Genomic DNA, 20,232 nt, shown 5'->3' with positions numbered 1-20,232 from the left:
TGAATATCTTGTTGTGCTTGTTTGGCGACTTGCTCATTATGGGGCCGGCCTTTGCCCTGATCGTTTCGCGGTAGTTGATGAGCGGCTGCGTGGTGACGATGTCAAGGCCCATCTCCTGCAGCAGTGACGTGGCAATCTCGAGGTGGAGCACGCCCATGCCAGCCATCAGGGTCTCGCCGCTCTCCTCGTTTATCTTGACCACCAGGTTCGGGTCCTCTACCGTGATCCTGCGCAACCCCTCGACCAGCTTGGGCAGGTCCTTGGGGTGCTTTGGTTCCACTGCGATTGTGACCACAGGCTCTGACACGTACTTGATCGACTCGAATGCCGTCGCATTCTTGATGGTCGATATCGACTCGCCTGACACTGCATAATCCAGCCCGAGCAGCGCCGGTATGTTGCCTGCCGGAAGCACGCTCACCACCTCGCGGGTGTTGCCCATGTAGATGTTGACCGACTGCACCTTGCCCGGCCTCTTGGCGTCGATGAGATATACCTCGTCGCCGTCCTTTATCGTTCCCGAGTAAAGGCGGCCTGTCGCCACCCTTCCTGCCTGCGGGTCGACGTTGATGGTCGTGACCATCATCATCGCCGGGCCCTTCTCGTCGCAGTTCAGGAGGGCCTGCCCTATCTCAGAGTTGAGGTCGCCGGGCCAGATCTTGGGTATCCTGTACTTTTGCGCTACGTGGGGCGGCGGGTGGTGCTCTACCACCATTCCAAGCACGGCGTCGTGCAGCGGAGACTTTTCTGCAAGCGCCTTTATTTTTTCGGTGCCCTCTGCCGTGTACGCCTCGTAAACGTCCTTGAAGCTGACGCCCTTTTTCTGGGCCATCTTGAAGTTGAACCCCCACCTGTCCTTTGCCGACCCGAACGCGACCGTATTGCTCTGGATGCTGACCTTCCACTTCTCCTTGTATTCCGGCTCGGCGTACAGGTCGACGAGCCTGTTAAAGTCGGCGATGATGTTTGAAAGCCATTTCTGCATGGCCGGCGCGTCCAGCCTCAGCTCCTTGACAAGGCGGTCTATCTTGTTTATATAGAGAACGGGCCTGACGCGCTCTTCAAGCGCCTGGCGGGTGACCGTCTCTGTCTGGGTCATGATGCCCTCCACCGAATCGGATACGACCACCACGCCGTCGATTGCGCGAAGCGCCCGGGTCACCCTGCCGGTAAAATCGATGTGGCCGGGCGTGTCTATCATGTTGATGACGTAATCCTTGCCCTCGCTTTCGTACAGAAGCGTCACGTTGGCGCCCCGAATCGTCATCTGGCGGTTCTGCTCCAGCTTCATCGAGTCGAGCGCCAGGGCCTGGCCTGCCACCGAGGGGGCGATGATGCCGGACGCGGCGAGGAGGCTGTCTGACATGGTCGTCTTGCCGTGGTCCACGTGGGCAATGACGCCGAAATTGCGTATCTGATCCTTGTTACCGATTATCTTCAGGATTTCCTGCGTTGACTTGAACTTGGGCATACACTCGTTTTGAAAATTTTTCTTCGGGGACTATAAATGTTGCCTGTATTTTTGCATCTTCTCGCACATCAATTTAATAGCGGGGCGGGCCGGCTTGCTGCTGTTGTTGCAGGGGACGCGGATATGGAGATAACGCTTGGCCACACGCCGGACGCCGACGACGCTTTCATGTTCTACGGGTTTGCCTGCGGCGCCATAAAATCAAAGAATTTCACGATCAGGCACGTCATACAGGACATCGAGACTTTGAACAGGAGGGCGCTTGCGCACGAGCTGGACGTGACGGCCGTGTCGGCGCACGCTTTTGCTTATCTGAAAGACTATGTGATTCTGCGCGGTGGAGGGAGTTTCGGGCTCGGTTACGGCCCAGTCGTCATTGCAAGAAAGGAAAGGGCGATGACCTTGGAGGAGTTGAAAAATGCAAGGATAGCGATACCGGGCAGGATGACCTCTGCAAACCTGCTCTTAAAACTGGCAGTAGGCAATTTTGTAGAAAAAGAGATGTCGTTTGAGGCGATCCCGCAGGCGGTGCTTGGAGGCGGCAATGACGATGATGTTGACGCCGGCCTTGTCATCCACGAGGCGCAGATAACCTACGACAGGTCGAAATTCGATGCTGTGCTCGACCTTGGCAAGTGGTGGGACGCCGAGACGGGCGGATTGCCAGTCCCTCTGGGCATAAACGTGGCAAGCGCGCGCGCCATGGATCCTTTGCAATTAAAAGAGTTCAGCGACCTCTTTGTAAAGTCGATAGAGTACGGCCTTGACAACATCGACGCGGCTGTGGACTACTCGATGCAGTACGCACGGGGCCAGCCGAGGGAAACGATCAAGAGGTTTGTGAAAATGTACGTGAACGAGATCACCCGCGACATGGGGCCGCAGGGCAAGAAGGCAATCGAGAAAATGTTTGAGATGGCGCAGGAAAAGCGTCTGATTCCTGCCGGCGTCAACATCAGGGTAGTCTAAGTCTCGGCGCACTCGCTCATTTTTCCACCGCGGCCTTTTCTTGTTCCTCTTTCTCCTCAGGCGGCACCTTCCTGTACGCGGCCTTTAGCCACACGGGCGTTATCACCGTGCTTGCCGCCACCATGATGACCACAGTAGTATATAGGTTGCCGGACAGCACGCCGGCCGACGCGCCAGCGGCGGCCACTATCAGGCCGACCTCGCCGCGGGATATCATGCCTATCCCGACCTTCATCGCCTTGCCCCTGTCTTTTAGAAAGATCATGGAGGGCAGCCCGCAGCCTGCCAGCTTTGTGGCGACTGCTACCGCTATCACTACCCCCGCAAGGGCCATCACCTCCAGGTTGGCCCCGCGCAGGTCCACACGCGCCCCCACGATGGCAAAGAACAGCGGCGCAAACAGCACGTCCAGCTTGTCTGCATACTCGCGTATCTTGTCTATCGCCTTGGCGCCAGTCACTGCCATGCCTGCCGCAAAGGCGCCCACGATGGGCGACAGCCCTGCAAAGGCGGCCGCTCCGGATATCGCAAAGCACGACGCAGTAGCCGCAACCTCGGCGCTCCCCTTTGGCTGCCACAGCCTCGAGTTCAGGAGGCGCGGGACAAGGACGACAGACGCCACAAGGATGGCCGCGTATATGCCCAGTATCTGCAGGAGCAGCAGGGTGATGTCCGGCACGCTGGGGCTGACGTTGCCCGTGTTTACCATCGTGAGCACGACTGACAGGACGGCTATGCCAAGCACGTCGTCTGCCACTGCCGCTCCAAGTATCAGGCGGCCCTCCCTTGAGCCGAGCCGGCCAAGCTCGTTGAGCACCTGGACGGATATGGCGATGCTGGTCGCAGTAAGAGCGGTGGCCACAATTATCGCAGGCAGCGTCTCTATCCCGAGTGCTGTCATCACGAAATATCCGGCAAAGAAAGGCACGACGACGCCGAGCGCGCCGATGGTGAACGAAGGGGCCCCCAGCTTTTTGAACTCCCTCGGCGTGGTCTGCATGCCAGCCACAAACAGGATGACGATGGCGGCTATCTCGCCTATGTGCAGTATCGTCTCGTCTATGACCACAAGCGGCTCACCGTTGATGAGCGGCAGGCCGCCAAGGGCAAAGGGCCCGACGATTATGCCGGCGACGATCTCGCCGAGCACCGCTGACTGCTTCATCTTGTTGACAAGGCGCGCCATGAGCTTGGCCGCAAACAAGAGCACGCCTATCGTCACAAGCACGTGGAGTATAGCAGATTCCGCTGCCAACCTGCCTGCCCTACCTCCTTTTCCCCGGGTCAGGTTCCAGGACGCCGGCGACGGCATGGCAACCAAGCAGCGACAATAACGACAACCACGTTAAAGCCGGCGGTCGGCTATTTAGGCGTGATGAAATTTTTCGTAGTTTACTTATCTCTCTCTTTTTCTAGAACCGGCGGATGATGTTAAAGAACGTGTCGCGCTGGGCCGGCTCGCGCTTTATCTCCCGGACCATGCTCGCCAGCTCCTGCAGCGAAGTCCCCGATGTCTTGCCTGCCGCCTTGAATATCTCTTCAGAATACGCGGTGCCCACCATGTCGTTTCCGCCGTACGACAGCGCGACCTGCGCTATCTTTTTGCCAAGCGCCACCCAGTATACAGAGACGTTTTTCAGAACGCTCCCGAGCAGCAGCCTAGAGACAGCTATCACGCGCAGGTCGTAGGTCGACGGGCTCTCGGCCGTTATCAGGCCCTTTTGCTCAAGCTCGGTGTTTTCTAGGCTGAATTTCAGCGGGATAAACGTCGTAAAACCGCCGGTCTTTTTGTGGAGCTCGCGGATCTTGATCACGTGGTCGACCACGTGCTCGGGCTTTTCCACGTGCCCAAAGAGCATGGTGCAGTTGCTCCGCAGGCCCAGCTCGTGAGCCTGGCGGGCCGTGTCGAGCCACTCGTCGCCGGAGCACTTGCCTATCACTATTTTCCTGCGCGTGTCTGGATGAAAGATCTCGGCGCCCCCGCCAGGCAGGGCGTCGAGGCCGGCCGACTTTAGCCTCAGCAGCACCTCCTTGACGCTGTTTTTCGTCAGGCGGGCGATGAAAAAGATCTCGGCTGGGGTGAACGCCTTTATCGTGACCTTTGGGTACGCCGCCTTGAGCGCCTTCATCATCTTCTCGTAATAGTCGAGGCCCAGCTTGGGGTGGAACCCGCCGACTATGTGGAGCTCGGTTGCGCCGAGCTGCTCTATGGCGATTTTGGCTCTTGCCACTATTTGATCCGTAGATAACGTATAGGCGTCGCTTTCGTTGCCCTTCCTGTAGAACGCGCACAGGGGGCATGACGCGGCGCAGACGTTTGTATAATTGAGATAGTACGACGCCACAAAAGTGACGGTGTTGCCGCAGAGCCTGCGCCTGAGCCTGTCTGCCGCAGCGCCGAGCAGAAAGAGGTTCTCCTCGTTCATGAGCTGGACGCCGTCGTCGTATGTAAGCTCCTCCTCCTTGCCTGCAAGCGCCTTTTCGAGCGCGGCCGTCCCGCCTACCGCGCGTGCGACGCTGTCGTCGCCTATGGTCTGCACCAGAGTTACTACCACCGCACGCCATTATATAACTTGACACCGTGCTTCGGGCGGTCAAGGGATATTATGACAGGCAGCGGGGCGGCAGCAGCGGGTGAGGAGGGAGGTAGAGGAGGAAGAGGCGCAGATAGAGAGATAGATACCGTCAGGCTGCACTAGCGTGTGCATATATGCGCCATTCGTCCACGGCTGGGGAATGTTTTTTATGATATATGCACCGTCTTTGAATCCGGCTGAAATAGGCTTATATCGCAAGTGCTGCGCTCGCATTTATGAGAAGGAACAGCAGCGGCCGCCTCTTTTCCAATGTTCTTGTTGCCATAGACGGCTCCGAGTCTGCCAGGGCTGCGGCACAGGTGGCAGTTGAAATGGCGGCCAGGGACAGGGCCAGGCTCACGGCTGTCAATGTCCTCCACCTCCCGGCGACAGGCATCCACCCGTTTACCCCTGCAGGCTACAGCGAGATAATAGAAGAGCAGAAAAAGGACTCTAGAAAATGGCTCGGCGAAATCTCTAAAATGGCCGAAGAAGCAGGCGTGGAACTAAAGACTGAGGTCCTAGACGGAGCGGAGGGGATAGCGCCGGCAATTGTAGGCTATGCGGAAAGCAAAAAGATAGACCTGATCGTAATGGGCACCCGCGGCAGGAGCTCTCTCAAGCGGATGCTGCTTGGGAGCGTCGCCCAGGGCGTTGTCACGTACGCGCCGTGCCCGGTCATCGTGATAAGGTAGCCGCAGGTAGAGGTAGCCCAAATAGAATAAATAGCATTTCAGGCCCACAGCTGGCAGTAGTAGCATTTGCAGAAAAGTAGCCGGCTGGTACAGGAGCTCATGAGGAAATCCGATATTGGCGACGTGCTGGACGGCGCGCTCGCCGGCAAGAGGCTCGGCCTCGACGACTGTATCCGGCTTGTGAAATCCGACGACGCCTACTCGATGGGGCTCGCCGCCAGCATACTGCGCCGGCGGCTGTTTGGCGACACCATCACCTTTGTCAACAACATCATCCTGAATTACACGAACGTTTGCGTCACGTACTGCAAGTTCTGCGCCTTTTACAGGCCGCCGGGGCATGAAGAGTCGTACACGGTGCCAAAGGAGGAGATAGTCAGGAGAGTGGCCACTTCGAGGGAGATGTTTGGCATCACGCAGGTGCTGATCCAGGGGGGCCACAACCCGAACCTAAAGATAGAATACTATGAGGACGCTTTTCGGGCGATAAAAGAGAAATGCCCAGAGGTCGGCATACACGGCCTGTCGCCTTCCGAGGTTGACATGATAGCCAAGGTGGAGAGGAGCAGCACAAAAGAGGTGCTGTCTAGGCTGAAGGCGGCAGGCATGGACACCTTTGCCGGCGCTGGCGCCGAGATACTTGAGGACAGCGTCAAGGAGCAAATAAGCCCGCTGAAGATAAAGAGCGCCGAGTGGCTGCGCATAATGGAGGAGGCGCACGGCGTCGGCCTGAAATCTGTGGCGACCATGATGTACGGCACGGTCGAGACGGAAGAGGACAGGGCCCGCCACATCATGAAGATAATGCAGCTGCAGGAAAAGACCGGCGGCTTTGTATGCTTTATCCCGTGGAGCTTTGAGCCCAACAACACCGAGATGCAGGCGCAGGGGCTGATAAAATACCCGTCAGGCGGGCTCCAGCTCCTGAAAATGATCGCGATTTCCAGGATTATGCTCTTTGGCCTCATCGACCATTTGCAGTCGTCGTGGCTGACAAACGGCATAGGGATGGCGCAGCTGGCGCTTGACCACGGAGCCGACGACTTTGGCGGTACGTTAATTGGCGAAGAGGTGGTGAGCGCTACAGGCGCCCGCTCGACCGAGCTCACTTCAGAAAGGATCATTGCGGCCATCAGGCAGGCAGGCTACAGGCCGGCCGAGCGCGACAATTTCTACAGGATAATCAAACGCTGCTAGGTAGGGAAATACTCTTTCCATCGCTTGTCCACAAGCTCTTTTGTCGCGTCGTCCACGACGGCAAGCTGCTGTATCTCCCTCACGTATCCTTCCTCCCTTGTCTTTTGAGTCGCGTCGATGCCCATCTTTGAGCCGAGGTTTACGAGGGGCGAGGCGGGGTCGAGCGTGTCGGTGGGCGCGTTGTCTATTATCACCGTGTCGCGGGCCGCGTCTGCGCGCGTGGTCACGGCCCATATCACGTCGTCCATGTCGTGCACATTGATGTCGCTGTCGACTATTATGAACATCTTGGTGAGCGCAAGCTGCCCCATGCCCCACAGCCCCATCATCACCTTCTTGGCCTGGCCGGGGTACGTCTTTTTTATCGAGATGATCGCCAAGCCCTGGAACCAGCCGGCGCCAGGCATGGAAAAGTCGACGACCTCTGGGTGGAACATCTGTATCAGCGGGAGGAAAGAGCGCTCGATGACCTTGCCTATGTAGGCGTCCTCGAGTATCGGCTTGCCCACCACCGTCGCCAGGTAGACGGGCCTGCTCCGGCGCATGATGCCTGTCAGCGTGAACGTGGGAAAGGGCTCGGCAGGCGTGTAATACCCCGTGTGGTCGCCAAACGGCCCTTCCATGCGCACGTCGTCCGGGTCGACGTACCCTTCAAGCACTATCTCGGCGTTTGCGGGCACGTCGATGTCGACCGTCCTGCACTTGACCAGTTTCACGCCTTTCTTGCGCGTGATGCCAGAGAAAAGATACTTGTCCATGCCTTCCGGCACGGGCGCCACTGCGGAAAAGACCGTGGCTGGGTCGGCGCCTATCACGATTGCGACCTCTATCTTTTTGCCCTGCTCCTTCAGCATCTTGAAGTGCTGCGCGCCACGCTTGTGGGTCTGCCAGTGCATGCTTGCGTGCCTGTCGTCGATTATCTGGATGCGGTACACGCCCAGGTTGCGGATCTCTGTCTCCGGGTGTTTTGTCACGGTCATGCCAAAGGTGATGAACCTGCCGGCGTCGCCGGCAAACGACTTCAGCACCGGCATCGAGTTGAGCGACGCCTTGTCGGCAGCCTCGACGACCTCAGTCACGGGCCCGCTTTCCACGTACTTGGGGCCGTACTCGCCTATCTCGGACAGCTTGGGCAGCATCTTCAGCTTGTTGAGCATGCCAGACGGCATCTTCATCCTCGTCAGCTCGGTTATGCGCCTGCCGATCTCTGTAAAGTCGTCCATCTCAAGCGCGATTTCCAGTCTTTTCATGGAGCCAAACGCGTTGCCAAGGACCTGCATGGACGACGAGCCCTCCACGTTTTCAAAGAGCACGGCCGGCTGGTCTTTTTTGTACATGAGCCGGCGCATTATCTCTGCCACCTCAAGGTCGGCGCTCACCTTTGCCTTTACTCGCACGAGCTCGCCGGCGCCCTCAAGCGCAGAGATGAACTCGCCCAGGCTCTCAAACGGCATTTCTGCTACGCGGCGTCCCTCAGGAACTTGGCGGCGTTCTTGTTCACTATTGGCAGTATCTTTTTGGTGATGATGCCGTGCACCTTGTCGCCTGCTTCCACGTCAAACGACAGCAGCATGACGTAATAGAGCCGGCTGTTCTCGTCTGCTATCGGTATGGTCGCACGGATGAGCTTGGCGTAATACGAGGAAGCATAGCCTATCTTGCCCAGCAGGTACTCCCAGCGCAGGCGTGTGAACTGGCGCGTGGCAGCCGTGATGGCGTACTGGGCGCGCTCTTCGGGCGTCATGAGCGGTTTGAGCCCCTTGCGCTCTGCCACCGCCACAAGTTTGCCGTCCGCGTCGGCGATTCCGACGAACCGGATGGCCCTGTCAAGCGTCACGACCTTGTCGCAAACTTCCTGGAAAAATGACGGCGGTGCTGCTGATGATGATGACGATGGTGTTGATGTCTTCAACTGCATTTTCGATACGGTGCGAGGTATATTTGATTTTCCTGCGCAGGGGCAGGCAAGCAAATACTTAAATGGGTTACAGGCGACGATATGCCAGTTTGTCGCAGCAGGAACAACTACTGGTGATGCTTGAAGACCGCAAGAACTCGCTTCTGGGCAGGCGCGAGGTAAAGGCGCTGTTCAGGGGAGCCGCGGGCAAGCTGAAAAAGACCGAGGCTGCCGAGCAGCTTGCAGGCCAGCTTGGCGTGGACAAAAAGTCAGTTATACCGATTAACCTCTTTTGCGAGACGGGCATGACAGACATCCATGCCACGTTCTACATATACGAGAGCGAAGAAGCCGCCAAAAAGCAGCTCCCGCGTTTCAGGATGCTCAGGACGATGCCCAAGGCGGACAGAAAAAAGCTCCTCGATGAGGAAAAGGCAGAGAGGCTGAAGGCCAAGCAGGCGGCAGCTGCAGAGGCCAAGAGCGGCGGAGGCAAGAAGTAAAAAATGGCCGATAAAAAAGCGCCGGCCAAGGGCGAAGTAGCGGTATACAAGTTCTACAAGGTGGAAAAGGACGGCAGCAAGGTGACGCGGACCAAACGCGAGTGCATCAAATGCGGCAAGGGCGTGTTCATGGCCGAGCACAAGGACCGCTTTACGTGCGGCAAGTGCGGCTATACCGAGTTTGCCCGCAGCAAGGATTCGGCGGCCGCAAAGAAGGGCAAAAAGTAGATCTTTTTTCTTTTCCTCTTTCTTTCTCTTTTATTCGTCAGAGCAGAGCTTTTCTTCTTATCTCTTTTTTCATTGCCTGCGCCACGGCAGGAACGAGCACTGGATAGAACGTTTCGACGTAGCGCCGCGAGCCGGCAAGCTTTTCAACCACTTTTTTACTGCTGCTCTTGTTATCGCCGCCGACATAGCCGGACAGGAATTCCCGCACGACGTTGCCGGCTGGCTGCGCTCTGGTCACCCCCTTGAGCCCCCAGCTGAGGAACTCTGCGATGTCCCACGCAGGATCCCCGCCCTGGAACACGAACTGGTCAAGGTCTGTGAAATAGAGCTGCTGCTGTTGCCGCCGTCCCCCTTCTCCTTGCTGTTTTTCGGCGGCAATGATCACGTTCTTGGGCTTGATGTTTCCAAACGCGCATCCTGCCTGGTGCACCCGGGCGATCTGCTCGCCTGCCGCGCGCAAATGACCAGAAGAAGCAGCGGATGTGCCATCGCCTGTCGCTTCTGCTGCCACTTCCTTGATAGCCGCTGCAAGCGTTGGCCCTTCCACAAACCGCGTGACAAGGACACGCCTGTCAAGCACCACCGCTTCTACAGCAGGCGTGGACAGCCCCAGCTCGCGGCGCAGGTGCCGGAGGGCCCGGTACTCGTAGCCGAGCCGCAGGAGCGGGTCGACGCGGAACTTTTTGACCGGCGCCGTCCAGACAGAGAGCGCGGCCCACTTGACCGACTTGCTCTTGGACATGTCCTTGACTGCCAGCTTGGCGCCGTTTTCAAGCACGTAGAGCATGGTGCGGCTGTTTGCGTTGCCCAGCCGGCGTTTTGTGACCCTTGGCGCAGGAGAAACGCCGCCGCTGCTCTTCTCTGCCACCATCGCAAGCCAGTCCTGCCTCCGGCTGTCTGCCACGAGCAGGCCCTCGGGCAGGCGCAGGTACTCGCAGGCAGGGCACGCAATGGACGGCGGCATTTCCACCTGCTGCTGCATGCGGCGGCGGATCTTGGACTCGGCCTCTGCGATGGCGAGGTGGAACATTTTCCTGCCGGCGTACGAGTGCACAAAGTACGAGCTTAGCTCGTAGAACCGCTTTCTGGCCAGCCGGAGCGAAGGCGCCCCCCTGGTCGTTTCAATGCGGCTTTCAGAGATTTGCAATAGCCGGCCGCTGCTGCCGCCATCGCCGCTGCTGCCGCCATCGCCGCTGCTGCCGCCATCGCCGCTGCTGCCAACAGCCAGTAGCAGCCCCGGGTCCTCGCCTGCGATGCTGTCAAGGGCGCGCCCGTAGCCTTCAAGGGCGGCGCGCAGGTTGTCAGGGTTTGCGTATGTCCTGTAATAGCTGTACGCGGCAGCTGGATACAGGGCGGCGCGCCTTTTTACCTTTGAGAACAGCACGTACTCGAGCGGGAACGAGATCTCGGTTGCAAGCACGCCTGCCATGTCCACGAGGTGGCGCAGCTCCTCGATTATCACCCTCCGCTTGAAAGCAGTCTCCACCTGCTGCAAAAATTCTGCATTGATTAGCGGCTCGTAGACGTGCAAGAGCCTGCCTGCCACAAACTCGCCAAGGCGCGCGCCGGCGGCGTCCTTTTCCAGCGCCTGCCTGTCCACCACCAGCACCGAGATGTCGGCCACCCCGCCGCCCTCCTTTGTGTAATAGGCGTATTTTACGCGGTACCGGTAGTTTTCAAGAACGAGCAGGAGGTCGATGTCGCTGTCCGGCCGGGCATAGCCTGCTGCGCGGGAGCCGTACAGGCACGCGGCGGCTACCCGGCGGCCCCTCGCCGCCTTTTCCATGCACCTTTCCACCGCCGCCAGTTCTTTTTCAGACAGGACGCCGCTGCTAATAATAGGCATGATCGCCTTTTCTCTTGCGCAGCTTGACGCTTTCGTATTCTGCCAGCTTGTCCCTGACCGCCTGGTCGACTTGCAGGCGCGCCATGGCCTCTATCGGTATCTTGATCACGTTTGCGTCGATGGGCACGCGCGTGGTCGGGAGCCCCTTGTCCATCCACATCTTGATGGCCTTGTCCTCCAGCTTCATGTCGCGAAAGCCCTCCGGAAAGCGCGTCGTGATGTGCCTGATGAGCGTTGGGTCGGACTTGAAGACGGCCCGCTCCTCCAAAAGCCGGCCCGAGTCGGCATACTTGCCTTCAAAGAGCGTGCCGGAAAGCTCGTCAGAGACTATGCGCATCTTGGCTATACGGCTCACAAGCTCCAGGTAGTGCATGAACTCGTGGGCAAGGATGGCGTGCACAGTGCCTTTCAGCCCAAACGCCACCAGCGGCGCGGTCAGCTGCACGACCACGCGAAGCAGGCTGTCCTCGCCGCTCACCACCGGGATGGTGCGCGCAAAAAAGATGCCAAACTGCGAAAACTCGGCGGCCGAGGTCGAGACTATCATGCTTGGCTCGACGTAATAGTAGGGGTATTTCAGGCCCGACGCGTCTTCGACCCTCTTTACCCCTTCCTTGACGAGTTCGAACCGCTCGACTATCTCCAGGTAGATCTTGGGCGGGATCTTGCCTGCGCTTGCGGCCTCGTGCACCTTGTAGAGCGGGTCAAAGCTCATCTTTTTTCTTACTCCGGTCACAGTGCGCGCGCCAGACAAAAACGTTACTGGCGCCATCGGCCGCAGGGAGGCATGCGGGTGCGTTTCCAGGCTTCTACAAATACAAGCGTAATTGTAGATGCCGCGTGTGTGCGCATACATATAGGTCGCCTGCTCTTTTGCGGCTCACGCGCGGACATGCCCAGATAAAGGGAAAATTGAATGCTTGAAGGAATTATTCTAATAGTTGTACAGAACATTCTTACACATGGCAGGGACTTTGTCTGCCAGGACAGACGGGAAGAAGAACCGCCGCTGCGGCGGCGGGTCGCCGGGCGCGGACGAATGCAGCCGGCTGCGAGGGGCCATGGACGCGGCTTTGGAGATGTTTGGCCCGGACATAAGATGGGCGCTGCTGGCAGGGCTTGAAAAGAGGGGCATCTCTTTGTCGGCGCCCTGTTCTGGCATCGCCGAGATCGAGCAGGCGGTCAAAGAGCTGGCAGGCAAGCAGGCAGCCGGGATAATAATGGCGAGGCTGCGCGGCTACCTGCTGAAGGACAGCGGGCCGGGGTAACCGGCCGCCGGCGGCGCCTGGCGCCGGCAGACAGGCATCATCAGGCCGATCAAATTCACCGACTAGCCGCGAGAGGAGGAGGGGGGTGGAAGGTGGGAGGTGGCGGTGGTGGGGCGAGGGAGAAGAATTTTTCACGCCGTGTTGCTGTCGCTTTTTTTGCCTTTTTCCAGCGCCGCTTTTGCGTCCTCGCACGCCCTCCTCAGGCACCACCGCGCGTACCTGGGCGCCAGGAGCCAGCCCGCCACCCTCCCCCAGGGAGTCGATGGGAGCGTGTATTCTATCTCGAACAACACCTTTGTCCGGCCGCCCCCGATGGGCGAGACGAACAGGCGCATGACATAGCCGGACATGACTATCATCCTGGGCCTGCCTATCGTGTGCCACACCTTTTCCCTGTTCTCGACCCACCTGCTCACCGTCTCTGAAATGTCTATTTCCATGCCCATCACCTTTCCGCTCCACCTGTACGTCGCCCCGGCGCCGCGCCGGCCGTCGATGATCCGGAGCTCCAGCCTGCCTCCCATCAGCGGCATGGCGCCTATTCCTCCTTCTCCTCTTTCTCCTCTGCCGCTCATGTGCCAGCCCACGTTTTCTATCCTGTCCATGTGGGCAAACACCTTTTCTGCGGGGGCGTCAATTTCTATTACGTACTGCTCCTTTGGCATTTTCTACTCCCCTTTCTCACATGTTGCAGCGGCAGAGAGGGAGAGATGGATCGACAATCCGGTTGAACACTCAATGATGTTGTGACCTGCGCTCCCCGTCTCCCGGCTGCTCTATCTCCTCTTTCTTGTGCGTCAGCATGTGCCTGATGCAGACGAGCGCGCCGGCTGCAGAGCCTGCGGCGACGAGCAGGAAAAAGGTGACGGCCGCCAGTCTACATGGATCACTGGCCGCCTGCCCCCTCAGTCGCCTGCCGCAGCTCCTGCATGAACTCCTGGTTCTCAAGCATGTGGCCTATCATCTGCTGCCTGATCTCCGGGTCGTCCATCATGTCCATGAGCATCTGCTGCAGCAAGTCGTGGTTCTCGCGCATGTTTTGCACCATCTGCCTTCGGAGCTCGGGGTTGTCCATCATGCTCTGCATGAACTCTTGATTCTGCATCATCGCGCTCATCATCTGGCCGGCCACCTGCGGATCTGCCATCATGCCGGACATCATCTGCTGCATGAACTGCTGGTTGTCTTTCATGTTTTGAATCATCTGGCTGCGGAATTGCGGGTCTGCCATCATTTCCTGCATGAACTGCCGGTTCTGCATCATCGACGCCATCATCTGCTGCCTCCCTGCCTGGTCGGCCATCATTGACTGCGTCCACTGCCCCGCCATCTGCGGGTTCTGCCTCATCATTCCCATCATCTGGTTCTGGCTCATCGTCGCAAAGTTGGGCTGAAAAGTGCTTGCAAAGACTGCGTAGCCTATGGCTATGCCTGCGACAAAGACCCCGGCCGCGATTGCTATCCAAACATACTGGCTTGCCATGATTTGCAGAGCGCGGTTTTAGTTTATACGCTATGTGATTCTTGTGCAGTACAGTGCGCTCTCCCTTTAGCGAACTGTACCAGTGCAGTGCATTGCAGTGCAGTGGGTGGCGTGTAGGGTGGGGTGGGAACCGGCCGGAGATATACGCCGGCTGTGTTGATCTTATTAACATGACAAAGGATCCCCCTGTGCAGGATGGTAGGGTGGACGGAAAGCCGGCTCCGTCGGCAGACATTTTGGGGGGGGGATAAAGTTCTACTTTTGCAGCACCAACTGCCTGAACGCCTTTGCCAGCCCGGAAAAGGAGCTGTCAAGGCTCAAAAAGCGGATGTACGTTGCCGCGTCAGGCGCCCTAGGGCTGGCGATACTGCGCGCGGCGGTGTACCCGGACCTTGCATTTGGCGCAGTCACGGCGACCGGGGCCCCATACCAGACATCCGTACCTCGCCTGTGGTGGGGGGCTCTGCTGCTCTTCCTCATAGTCGCCCCGATACAGTTCATAGGCGGGCGGACATTCTACGTCGGGGCTTACGGGGCGATAAAGAGGAGGAGGGGATGATGCGGTTTTGCAGCCATCCGCTGCTGCCACTACTACTGCCGCGCCTGCCGCGCTTCATCTTCTAGCGGACGATCATGACAGGGCAGTGCGCCCTTTCAGACACCTTCCGGGCGACGCTGCCAAGCGCCATGATAACCTTTGACGCGCCTTCAAGCCTCCTGCTACCCACGACGATGAGGTCGACGCCTTTTTTGCTTGCAACCTGCAGGATCTGCCCTGCCGGGTCGCCCGACCTCAGCTCAGCAGACACCCTGATCTTTTCCGGCGAGAAAAGCTCCGTCTTTGCCTGTGCAAAGCTGCTCCACCACTTTTCAAGCTCTCTGCCCATTATGCCGCGGGCCTGGTCGACTGCGGCTTTATCTTTACCAAGGATAAATGCAGGCGGCACCTGCACCTCTTCGGCCACGTAGAGAAGCACTAGCTCGGCGTCGAGCGCCTTTGCCAGCCCGGCCGCGTACATGAGCGCCTTGTCAGACATCTGGCCGCCGTCGTGCGGCACGAGGATTTTCCTTATCTCCATTCCATCAGCACGCCCTCTTACCTTCTCAATAGGCAGGGCGGCGTATTTATTCAAAAAGAATCCTGTGCAATGCAGTGCGCCTGGCTTTTAGCGAAGTGTACCGGCGGCAGTCCGGCGCTTTTCCGCTGGCTAGCAGTGTATGCCGCCGGAATGCCTCCTCAAGAGCCAGAATTTTCTGGCGTCGTAGACAATATTTTCTTTTGACAGCAGGGTGACGGTCAGGGGCGACTTCTTTGAAAGCTCCGATTCGCCGTCGTCGCGGCCGCCCACAAACTCCCCGGCGCTGCACTGCCAGCAAAGGTCGCACGCAGCCGTGATGCCTGCCAGTAGCTCTTGTGGTACGGTTCGCTAAAAGCCGCGGCTAAGCAATATAACCAGCGGTGGCGCACATTCGTACGTCACAATACGCTTGCACCATCACAAGGGCACCAAGGACAGCGTGTACGGCTACATCGCCGCGCGCCCCGGCTCCTATTTCAGGGAGATACTGCGCTCGCTTGGGATAGGCACGGGCAACCTGCAGTACATTGTAGAGGCGCTTGAGCGGGAGGGCAGGATAACCGTCGTGCGCATAGGCTCGTACAAGCACTTTTACCCTTCAGACATTGACGAGAAAAAGAAGAACATACTCAGCATCATCTCCCAAGAGTCCCCGCGGGAGATACTCCTGTTCCTGTCAAGGAGGCCGGGGGCCTGCCAGACGGACGTTGCAAGGGAGATACGCTGCTCCTCGCCGACTGCCAGGTGGTACCTGCTGAGGCTCGAGTCGCTCGGGCTGGTGAGGAGCCTGAAGGAGGGGGCAGTCGTCAAGTATTACGCCAACACCACCATCCCGGAGCTTGCCAGCCTGCTCCAGGCGTACAGGCCGCATGTGTGGAGCAGGTACGCAGACAGGATGGCAGACATGCTCAGGGCTTTTGACAGGTATGATGATGGTGGTGATGGTGATGGTGATGGTGATGGAAAACCAGATGGCGCTTTCTAGCATCTTGACGTCTTCTTTGCGTCCAGCCACCACGGGTTCTGGTGGGAAGTCCTCAGAGCCTCGCAAGCGCCGGCATGGCCATTGCACTGCTTGGCATATCTCTTTTGGCATACAGGAGGCACAGGCTCAGGAGGCTCCTGCCCCTGTCTGCCGCCTTTGGCCTGTTCGTGCTCAAGGTCGGGCTCCTGCACCTGGACAGCCTGTACCCTGCGCTTGAGCAGCAGCTCCAGCTGGCCTCTATCGCGGCAGAGTTTGGCATGTTATCCATGATATTTCTGACGCTCATCAGGAAGTAAAGAAATAGAAGCGCAGAGCATCGGGCACCACACCATGACCATTACCATCATCGTTGTCGTCGTGCGCGTCCGCGTTTAGCGAACCGTGCCGGAAGCCGGCAGAGTGAGTCATTAAAACTGCGACCAAGATAACCATGCATGGCAAGTACAGCAACGTTACAGAATTCCAAATGGCAATCATGCATAGATGCGTGCATGCGCTGCGCGGAGGCGTGCGAGTTCTGCGCGACCTCTGACCTGAGGGAGAAGAACGTGCAGAACATGGCCTCGTGTGCACAGATGAACAGGGAATGCGCCGCGGTGTGCTGGACGTCGGCGTCGCTGATGTCCATGGACAGCCGGTTTGCAAAGCAGTTTTGCGAGCTGTGCGCCGACATGTGCGACGCGTGTGCCGACGAATGCGAGAGGCACGATGTCGACCACTGCAAAAAGTGCGCTCAGGCGTGCAGAAAATGCGCGCAGGAATGCAGGGCCATGGCAGGCTAGACACGCCGGCTGCTGCTACTACTACAGGCAGCCTTTCCTTTTTTCAGCCGGCTCCCTAGTAACCGTACTGGCCGGGGTTTGCCTCGAACTCTTGCTTGCAGGCGGCAGAACAGAGGTACACCTTTCTGCCCTTTGCCACCGACACGAACTTGGCGTCCTTTTCGTCCACCATCATGTTGCATACAGGGTCTTTGAACATGGCACACCTTCGTAGCAATGCTAGATAAAGGGCGACCTTTACAATTGTAAAGCTTGTGAAGGCGCAGGAAACCTCTTTTCACGTCTACCGCCAGTACTGTCCAATAATCGTAGGATTATTGTCACTTCAGTACCCTCTCTCTCGTGTCTTCCTGACAGTGTCATTTATCAAGGCCTCCGCGAAGTTTGGCCGCCAGCGAGTTTAATTGTGCCTATTTGCGGATCGACAACACCTGTGAACTCGGCAGGATTACTTATCGTCCGCATCATTGCAAAGGCACGTATGCGGGCATTTGGAAATGCTTCTGCCAGCCTGTTTGCTGCCCCAAGAAGCGTTGCTCCCCTTGTCACTACATCATCCACCAATAGAATCTCGGTTGGATCGGACAACACTTTCTGCACATCCATGGATTCGTAATGCCGGATGGCTGTAGGTCGGTCAGCGGCAAGACTGGTTGCGGCCTTTTTCAAAGGCTTTGTCCGCACCAGACATTCCTCGACGGCTTTTCCAAGATCCTTTCTGACTAGTGCACGTGCAAGACGCTGAGGAACCCACAAAGTTCCCGGCTTGGTCAGCGAACTGTTCGGAGTTGGAACCAGTATCGGCTTGACCTGAAAGTAATGGGCAAAAGGTAGCGTCGTGATTCTCTTGTAAATTTCACGCGCAAGGAAATCCGATGTCAGAACAGGAGGGTTTGAAATGGGCTCGTCGCCTTTGAGCGCCCTCATCCAGTTCTTCGATTGCAGACCGGTTTTTGTAGTGCCCCGCGGCGTATATGATAAGAAGGATCCAGACTCGATAGAAGAAATACTTAGGGGCATTACTTATGAAAACACATCAAGCATTCTAAGGGGAGACGATGGCGGCAAGACATCGAGAACGTCTTCAGGATCTGAAAGTTCCACCGCACCGTACTCTAGCATCTTTGCAGGCCATGTTAGTTTGGGATTATCCAAGATAGATTGCCAGATGAATAGCGACCGTCCAAGCCGGAGTGCCTCCCACCCTTGGTGCAACGAACCGCTACTATCGCCTGCCTCGACTATGATCGTAGCATCCGAGATCAAGGCCATGGTCCGGTTGCGGAGTACGAAATCTTTGGGCGTGGTTGGATGGCCCAACGGGTACTGAGAAATAACTAGATGGTCGCGCATGATCTCTTGCTGTAGCTCAAAATTCTTTTGAGGATAAACCTTGTTCAGCGGAGTTCCAAGTACTGCAATGGTACGGCCTCCAGCAGCGATTGCAGCCTCGTGAGCCGATGTGTCAATGCCTTCTGCAAGGCCGCTTACGATGACGACATCTCTTCCAGCAAGGGTTTTTGCGATCTTCTCGGCGGCGTCGACTCCTTCTGGCGAAGCCTTTCTTGAACCTACCATCGATACCCTCGGCCGTGGCAATGGAATCTGCATCCTGCCATTTATGTAAAGGGCCTTTGGAGCATACTTCTCTTCAACATCATTTAGAGGGCGTCCTAGGAGCTCTCCCGTTGTAAGGGTTGAAAAGGACGCTCCGCCGTCAGGCATCTCTCTAATGCTTTTTCCTTGCATATTGTGGCTTTAATACTTTCACTGAAGGAGGTCTACCGTCAGCACGTCAAACGTGGCGCACTCGCACCTGGCTTCCAGAATGCCAGACACGTTTGGCTCCATGTACTCTTCTCCGCCGACAAACTGCTTTATAGGCAGGCCGCCGTCCGCGTACAGCGTCAGCAAAAACTCGTTTTCGCCCGTCTTCTTTACCTGTGCAGGCCTGATGATCCTCTTTGTCGCCAGCTTGTCCCTGCTTTGGAACTTGACCTGTGCACCTGCCGCAAGCGACCTTTTCAGTTTTTTCAAATCGCCGGTGGTGACGGGCCTTGCGCACCTGACTGCTATTTGCGTCTTGGTGGCAAAGCGCGGCGGCACGTCGGGCAGGTCGTCCAGTATTTTTATTATCCTTGCCTGCACCGCTCCGCTCTTTGCCGCCTCGTCGCCAAGCCGCAGGGGCTTGTTTGGCCGGCGCACCTTTGGGTCAGATATTTTGGCATAGAACGGCCTGCCCTTCCCGAGCACAAGGCTCTCCCTGTCCTCGCTCCCCACCCAGGAAAATTTGGGGGCCTGGCCGCCTGTCGACTTCACCAGCTGCCTTGCAATCAGCCCTTCGATGCTGTCAAAACCCGAAAGGCCAGTGCCCTCGCAGAGGTTGCATCCCGCCCCGCCCTTGCCGAGGCACATCGGGCACCTGTCCTGCTTTTGCGGCAGGCCCCTCGATTTTTTCGTGTAGCGCCCCTCTATCACAAGCGGCCTTGCGCGCACGGACACGTCGGCGGTGGTGGTGGCGCCTTCCCTGTCGATGGTCACGTTTACAGAAACATCGGGCCGGACATAGTCGGCCTTTTTGCCCGTGATTTTTGCAAGCCGGGCGCCGAGCTCCCTTGTCAGCTGACCCTTGATGCTCTCACGGCCCCGGATTTTCAGCCGGGCGCGCAGCGCGTCTTCCCTCTCGTAAAACTGGGTCGCAAGGGTAGCGCCTACGAGAAAAGTGTCGTACTGGTAACCCTTTGTGGCGGCAAAAGCCTTTTTGGCAAGCTCGTCCAGCCTCCCCATCAGCCCGCGGCAGATGTAGCAGCTGCTGGTGTCGCCGTCGGGAAGGGACTTGTTCTTGCTGCCAGTAGCGGTTGTAGTGGTAGCGGTAGCGGTTGTGGCACCCTGTCGGGCAAGGCAGCGCCTGCACAGCGAATACTCTTTCAGCAGCAGTGCGGCAGCACGACGGTTTCTTTTTGCTGCCGGTATCGGTCGCCCCTCAACCAATGCCGAACCTCCTCATGAGGCCCTGCATCTGGCGGCCCTTGGACTGCTTCATCATCGTCTTGGAGTTGTTGTACTGCTGGATCATGTGCTTGACCTCGCCCTCTGGCATGCCCGAGCCCCGGGCTATGCGCTTGCGCCGCGCCTCGTTGATGATGTCCGGATCCTTCTTTTCTTCCCGGGTCATCGACTGGATAATAAAGCGCCACTTTTCCATGCGCGCCTGCATGGCGTCCAGCTGGTCCTCCTTGACCATCCCGGAGAGCCC

The 20,232-nt window shown here is 57.9% G+C and carries 25 protein-coding genes and 1 pseudogene; 9 read left to right on the top strand and 17 right to left on the bottom strand.

What is annotated here, in order from left to right; all coding sequences use genetic code 11:
• Window positions 1–1,471: GTP-binding protein (locus tag WKI84_RS10405; RefSeq protein ID WP_337863485.1), on the bottom strand; the 1,471-nt coding region annotated here is incomplete at its 3' end.
• A 123-nt stretch (window positions 1,472–1,594) separates the two neighbouring features.
• Here WKI84_RS10405 and WKI84_RS10400 point away from each other — a divergent pair.
• Window positions 1,595–2,440, top strand: a complete 846-nt coding sequence (locus WKI84_RS10400) for an MqnA/MqnD/SBP family protein (protein WP_337863484.1) — start codon at window positions 1,595–1,597, stop codon at window positions 2,438–2,440.
• A 16-nt stretch (window positions 2,441–2,456) separates the two neighbouring features.
• On the opposite strand, the gene WKI84_RS10395 is transcribed toward WKI84_RS10400, so the two are convergent.
• Together WKI84_RS10395 and WKI84_RS10390 are read right to left on the bottom strand one after the other, a co-directional pair.
• Window positions 2,457–3,752 (bottom strand): cation:proton antiporter, encoded by a 1,296-nt coding sequence (locus WKI84_RS10395; RefSeq protein ID WP_337863486.1) that lies wholly within the window; start codon window positions 3,750–3,752, stop codon window positions 2,457–2,459.
• A gap of 100 nt (window positions 3,753–3,852) precedes the next feature.
• Window positions 3,853–4,995 (bottom strand): radical SAM protein, encoded by a 1,143-nt coding sequence (locus tag WKI84_RS10390; RefSeq protein ID WP_337863483.1) that lies wholly within the window; start codon window positions 4,993–4,995, stop codon window positions 3,853–3,855.
• 257 nt (window positions 4,996–5,252) lie between these two features.
• On the opposite strand from WKI84_RS10390, the gene WKI84_RS10385 reads away from it, so the two are divergent.
• Together WKI84_RS10385 and mqnC are read left to right on the top strand one after the other, a co-directional pair.
• Window positions 5,253–5,711, top strand: coding sequence for a universal stress protein (locus WKI84_RS10385; protein ID WP_337863482.1), 459 nt, complete (start codon window positions 5,253–5,255; stop codon window positions 5,709–5,711).
• 66 nt (window positions 5,712–5,777) lie between these two features.
• Entirely contained in the window at window positions 5,778–6,908 is a 1,131-nt protein-coding gene (gene mqnC, locus WKI84_RS10380; RefSeq protein ID WP_337863481.1) for a cyclic dehypoxanthinyl futalosine synthase, read from the top strand.
• On the opposite strand, the gene WKI84_RS10375 is transcribed toward mqnC, so the two are convergent.
• Both WKI84_RS10375 and WKI84_RS10370 read right to left on the bottom strand, forming a co-directional pair.
• Complete coding sequence (locus WKI84_RS10375; protein ID WP_337863480.1) at window positions 6,905–8,362, bottom strand: menaquinone biosynthesis decarboxylase; 1,458 nt, start codon at window positions 8,360–8,362, stop codon at window positions 6,905–6,907. The two genes, mqnC and WKI84_RS10375, sit on opposite strands and share 4 nt — an antisense overlap.
• Before the next feature lie 5 nt (window positions 8,363–8,367).
• Window positions 8,368–8,820 carry a hypothetical protein gene (locus WKI84_RS10370; protein WP_337863479.1) on the bottom strand — a complete coding sequence of 151 codons (453 nt, stop codon included), beginning with the start codon at window positions 8,818–8,820 and terminating at the stop codon, window positions 8,368–8,370.
• Window positions 8,821–8,915: 95 nt separating this feature from the next.
• Between WKI84_RS10370 and WKI84_RS10365 the strand changes: the two genes are divergently transcribed.
• Window positions 8,916–9,305 carry a hypothetical protein gene (locus WKI84_RS10365; protein ID WP_337863478.1) on the top strand — a complete coding sequence of 130 codons (390 nt, stop codon included), beginning with the start codon at window positions 8,916–8,918 and terminating at the stop codon, window positions 9,303–9,305.
• Window positions 9,306–9,308: 3 nt separating this feature from the next.
• Window positions 9,309–9,533 carry a 30S ribosomal protein S27ae gene (locus WKI84_RS10360; protein WP_337863477.1) on the top strand — a complete coding sequence of 75 codons (225 nt, stop codon included), beginning with the start codon at window positions 9,309–9,311 and terminating at the stop codon, window positions 9,531–9,533.
• A gap of 37 nt (window positions 9,534–9,570) precedes the next feature.
• Here the strand turns inward: WKI84_RS10360 and WKI84_RS10355 are convergent, their stop codons facing one another.
• Window positions 9,571–11,379: a nucleotidyltransferase domain-containing protein gene (locus WKI84_RS10355; RefSeq protein WP_337863476.1), complete on the bottom strand. Its 1,809-nt coding sequence runs from the start codon at window positions 11,377–11,379 to the stop codon at window positions 9,571–9,573.
• Entirely contained in the window at window positions 11,366–12,115 is a 750-nt protein-coding gene (locus WKI84_RS10350) for a hypothetical protein (protein ID WP_337863475.1), read from the bottom strand. Before WKI84_RS10350 ends, WKI84_RS10355 begins: the two co-directional genes overlap by 14 nt.
• Before the next feature lie 226 nt (window positions 12,116–12,341).
• Here WKI84_RS10350 and WKI84_RS10345 point away from each other — a divergent pair, with 226 nt between their 5' ends.
• Window positions 12,342–12,647 (top strand): hypothetical protein, encoded by a 306-nt coding sequence (locus WKI84_RS10345; protein ID WP_337863474.1) that lies wholly within the window; start codon window positions 12,342–12,344, stop codon window positions 12,645–12,647.
• A gap of 131 nt (window positions 12,648–12,778) precedes the next feature.
• Here the strand turns inward: WKI84_RS10345 and WKI84_RS10340 are convergent, their stop codons facing one another.
• The 5 genes from WKI84_RS10340 to WKI84_RS10320 form a co-directional block, all read right to left on the bottom strand.
• Window positions 12,779–13,312 (bottom strand): SRPBCC family protein, encoded by a 534-nt coding sequence (locus WKI84_RS10340; RefSeq protein WP_337863473.1) that lies wholly within the window; start codon window positions 13,310–13,312, stop codon window positions 12,779–12,781.
• 221 nt (window positions 13,313–13,533) lie between these two features.
• Complete coding sequence (locus tag WKI84_RS10335; protein ID WP_337863472.1) at window positions 13,534–14,130, bottom strand: hypothetical protein; 597 nt, start codon at window positions 14,128–14,130, stop codon at window positions 13,534–13,536.
• Between the two features lie 255 nt (window positions 14,131–14,385).
• Window positions 14,386–14,541, bottom strand: coding sequence for a hypothetical protein (locus WKI84_RS10330; protein WP_337863471.1), 156 nt, complete (start codon window positions 14,539–14,541; stop codon window positions 14,386–14,388).
• Window positions 14,542–14,750: 209 nt separating this feature from the next.
• Window positions 14,751–15,209, bottom strand: a complete 459-nt coding sequence (locus WKI84_RS10325) for a universal stress protein (RefSeq protein ID WP_337863470.1) — start codon at window positions 15,207–15,209, stop codon at window positions 14,751–14,753.
• A 129-nt stretch (window positions 15,210–15,338) separates the two neighbouring features.
• Entirely contained in the window at window positions 15,339–15,479 is a 141-nt protein-coding gene (locus tag WKI84_RS10320) for a hypothetical protein (protein ID WP_337863469.1), read from the bottom strand.
• Window positions 15,480–15,618: 139 nt separating this feature from the next.
• On the opposite strand from WKI84_RS10320, the gene WKI84_RS10315 reads away from it, so the two are divergent.
• The 3 genes from WKI84_RS10315 (at window position 15,619) to WKI84_RS10305 (ending at window position 16,976) form a co-directional block, all read left to right on the top strand.
• On the top strand, window positions 15,619–16,194 hold the full coding sequence (locus WKI84_RS10315) for a winged helix-turn-helix transcriptional regulator (protein WP_337863468.1): 576 nt from the start codon (window positions 15,619–15,621) through the stop codon (window positions 16,192–16,194).
• 41 nt (window positions 16,195–16,235) lie between these two features.
• Window positions 16,236–16,490, top strand: coding sequence for a hypothetical protein (locus WKI84_RS10310; protein WP_337863467.1), 255 nt, complete (start codon window positions 16,236–16,238; stop codon window positions 16,488–16,490).
• Window positions 16,491–16,685: 195 nt separating this feature from the next.
• The gene (locus tag WKI84_RS10305) at window positions 16,686–16,976 is read left to right on the top strand and encodes a four-helix bundle copper-binding protein (RefSeq protein ID WP_337863466.1); all 291 of its coding nucleotides are present in this window, start codon (window positions 16,686–16,688) and stop codon (window positions 16,974–16,976) included.
• Window positions 16,977–17,031: 55 nt separating this feature from the next.
• On the opposite strand, the gene WKI84_RS10300 is transcribed toward WKI84_RS10305, so the two are convergent.
• From WKI84_RS10300 to WKI84_RS10280, 5 genes and pseudogenes are all read right to left on the bottom strand, one after another.
• Window positions 17,032–17,175 (bottom strand): YHS domain-containing protein, encoded by a 144-nt coding sequence (locus WKI84_RS10300; protein ID WP_337863465.1) that lies wholly within the window; start codon window positions 17,173–17,175, stop codon window positions 17,032–17,034.
• A gap of 167 nt (window positions 17,176–17,342) precedes the next feature.
• A complete protein-coding gene (locus WKI84_RS10295; protein ID WP_337863464.1) occupies window positions 17,343–17,903 on the bottom strand; it encodes a hypothetical protein in 561 nt (186 codons plus the stop codon).
• A 96-nt stretch (window positions 17,904–17,999) separates the two neighbouring features.
• Window positions 18,000–18,701 carry a DNA-processing protein DprA gene (locus WKI84_RS10290; protein WP_337863463.1) on the bottom strand — a complete coding sequence of 234 codons (702 nt, stop codon included), beginning with the start codon at window positions 18,699–18,701 and terminating at the stop codon, window positions 18,000–18,002.
• Between the two features lie 42 nt (window positions 18,702–18,743).
• Window positions 18,744–19,967 carry a tRNA pseudouridine(54/55) synthase Pus10 gene (locus WKI84_RS10285; protein WP_337863462.1) on the bottom strand — a complete coding sequence of 408 codons (1,224 nt, stop codon included), beginning with the start codon at window positions 19,965–19,967 and terminating at the stop codon, window positions 18,744–18,746.
• Window positions 19,960–20,232 (bottom strand): annotated as a pseudogene (locus tag WKI84_RS10280) (signal recognition particle protein Srp19); the annotation flags it as partial. The pseudogene WKI84_RS10280 and the gene WKI84_RS10285, both read right to left, overlap by 8 nt.

Origin of the sequence: Nitrososphaera sp., assembly GCF_037447015.1 — an archaeon.
Classification (GTDB): domain Archaea; phylum Thermoproteota; class Nitrososphaeria; order Nitrososphaerales; family Nitrososphaeraceae; genus Nitrososphaera.
This window is presented reverse-complemented; position numbering and strand designations above follow the sequence as displayed.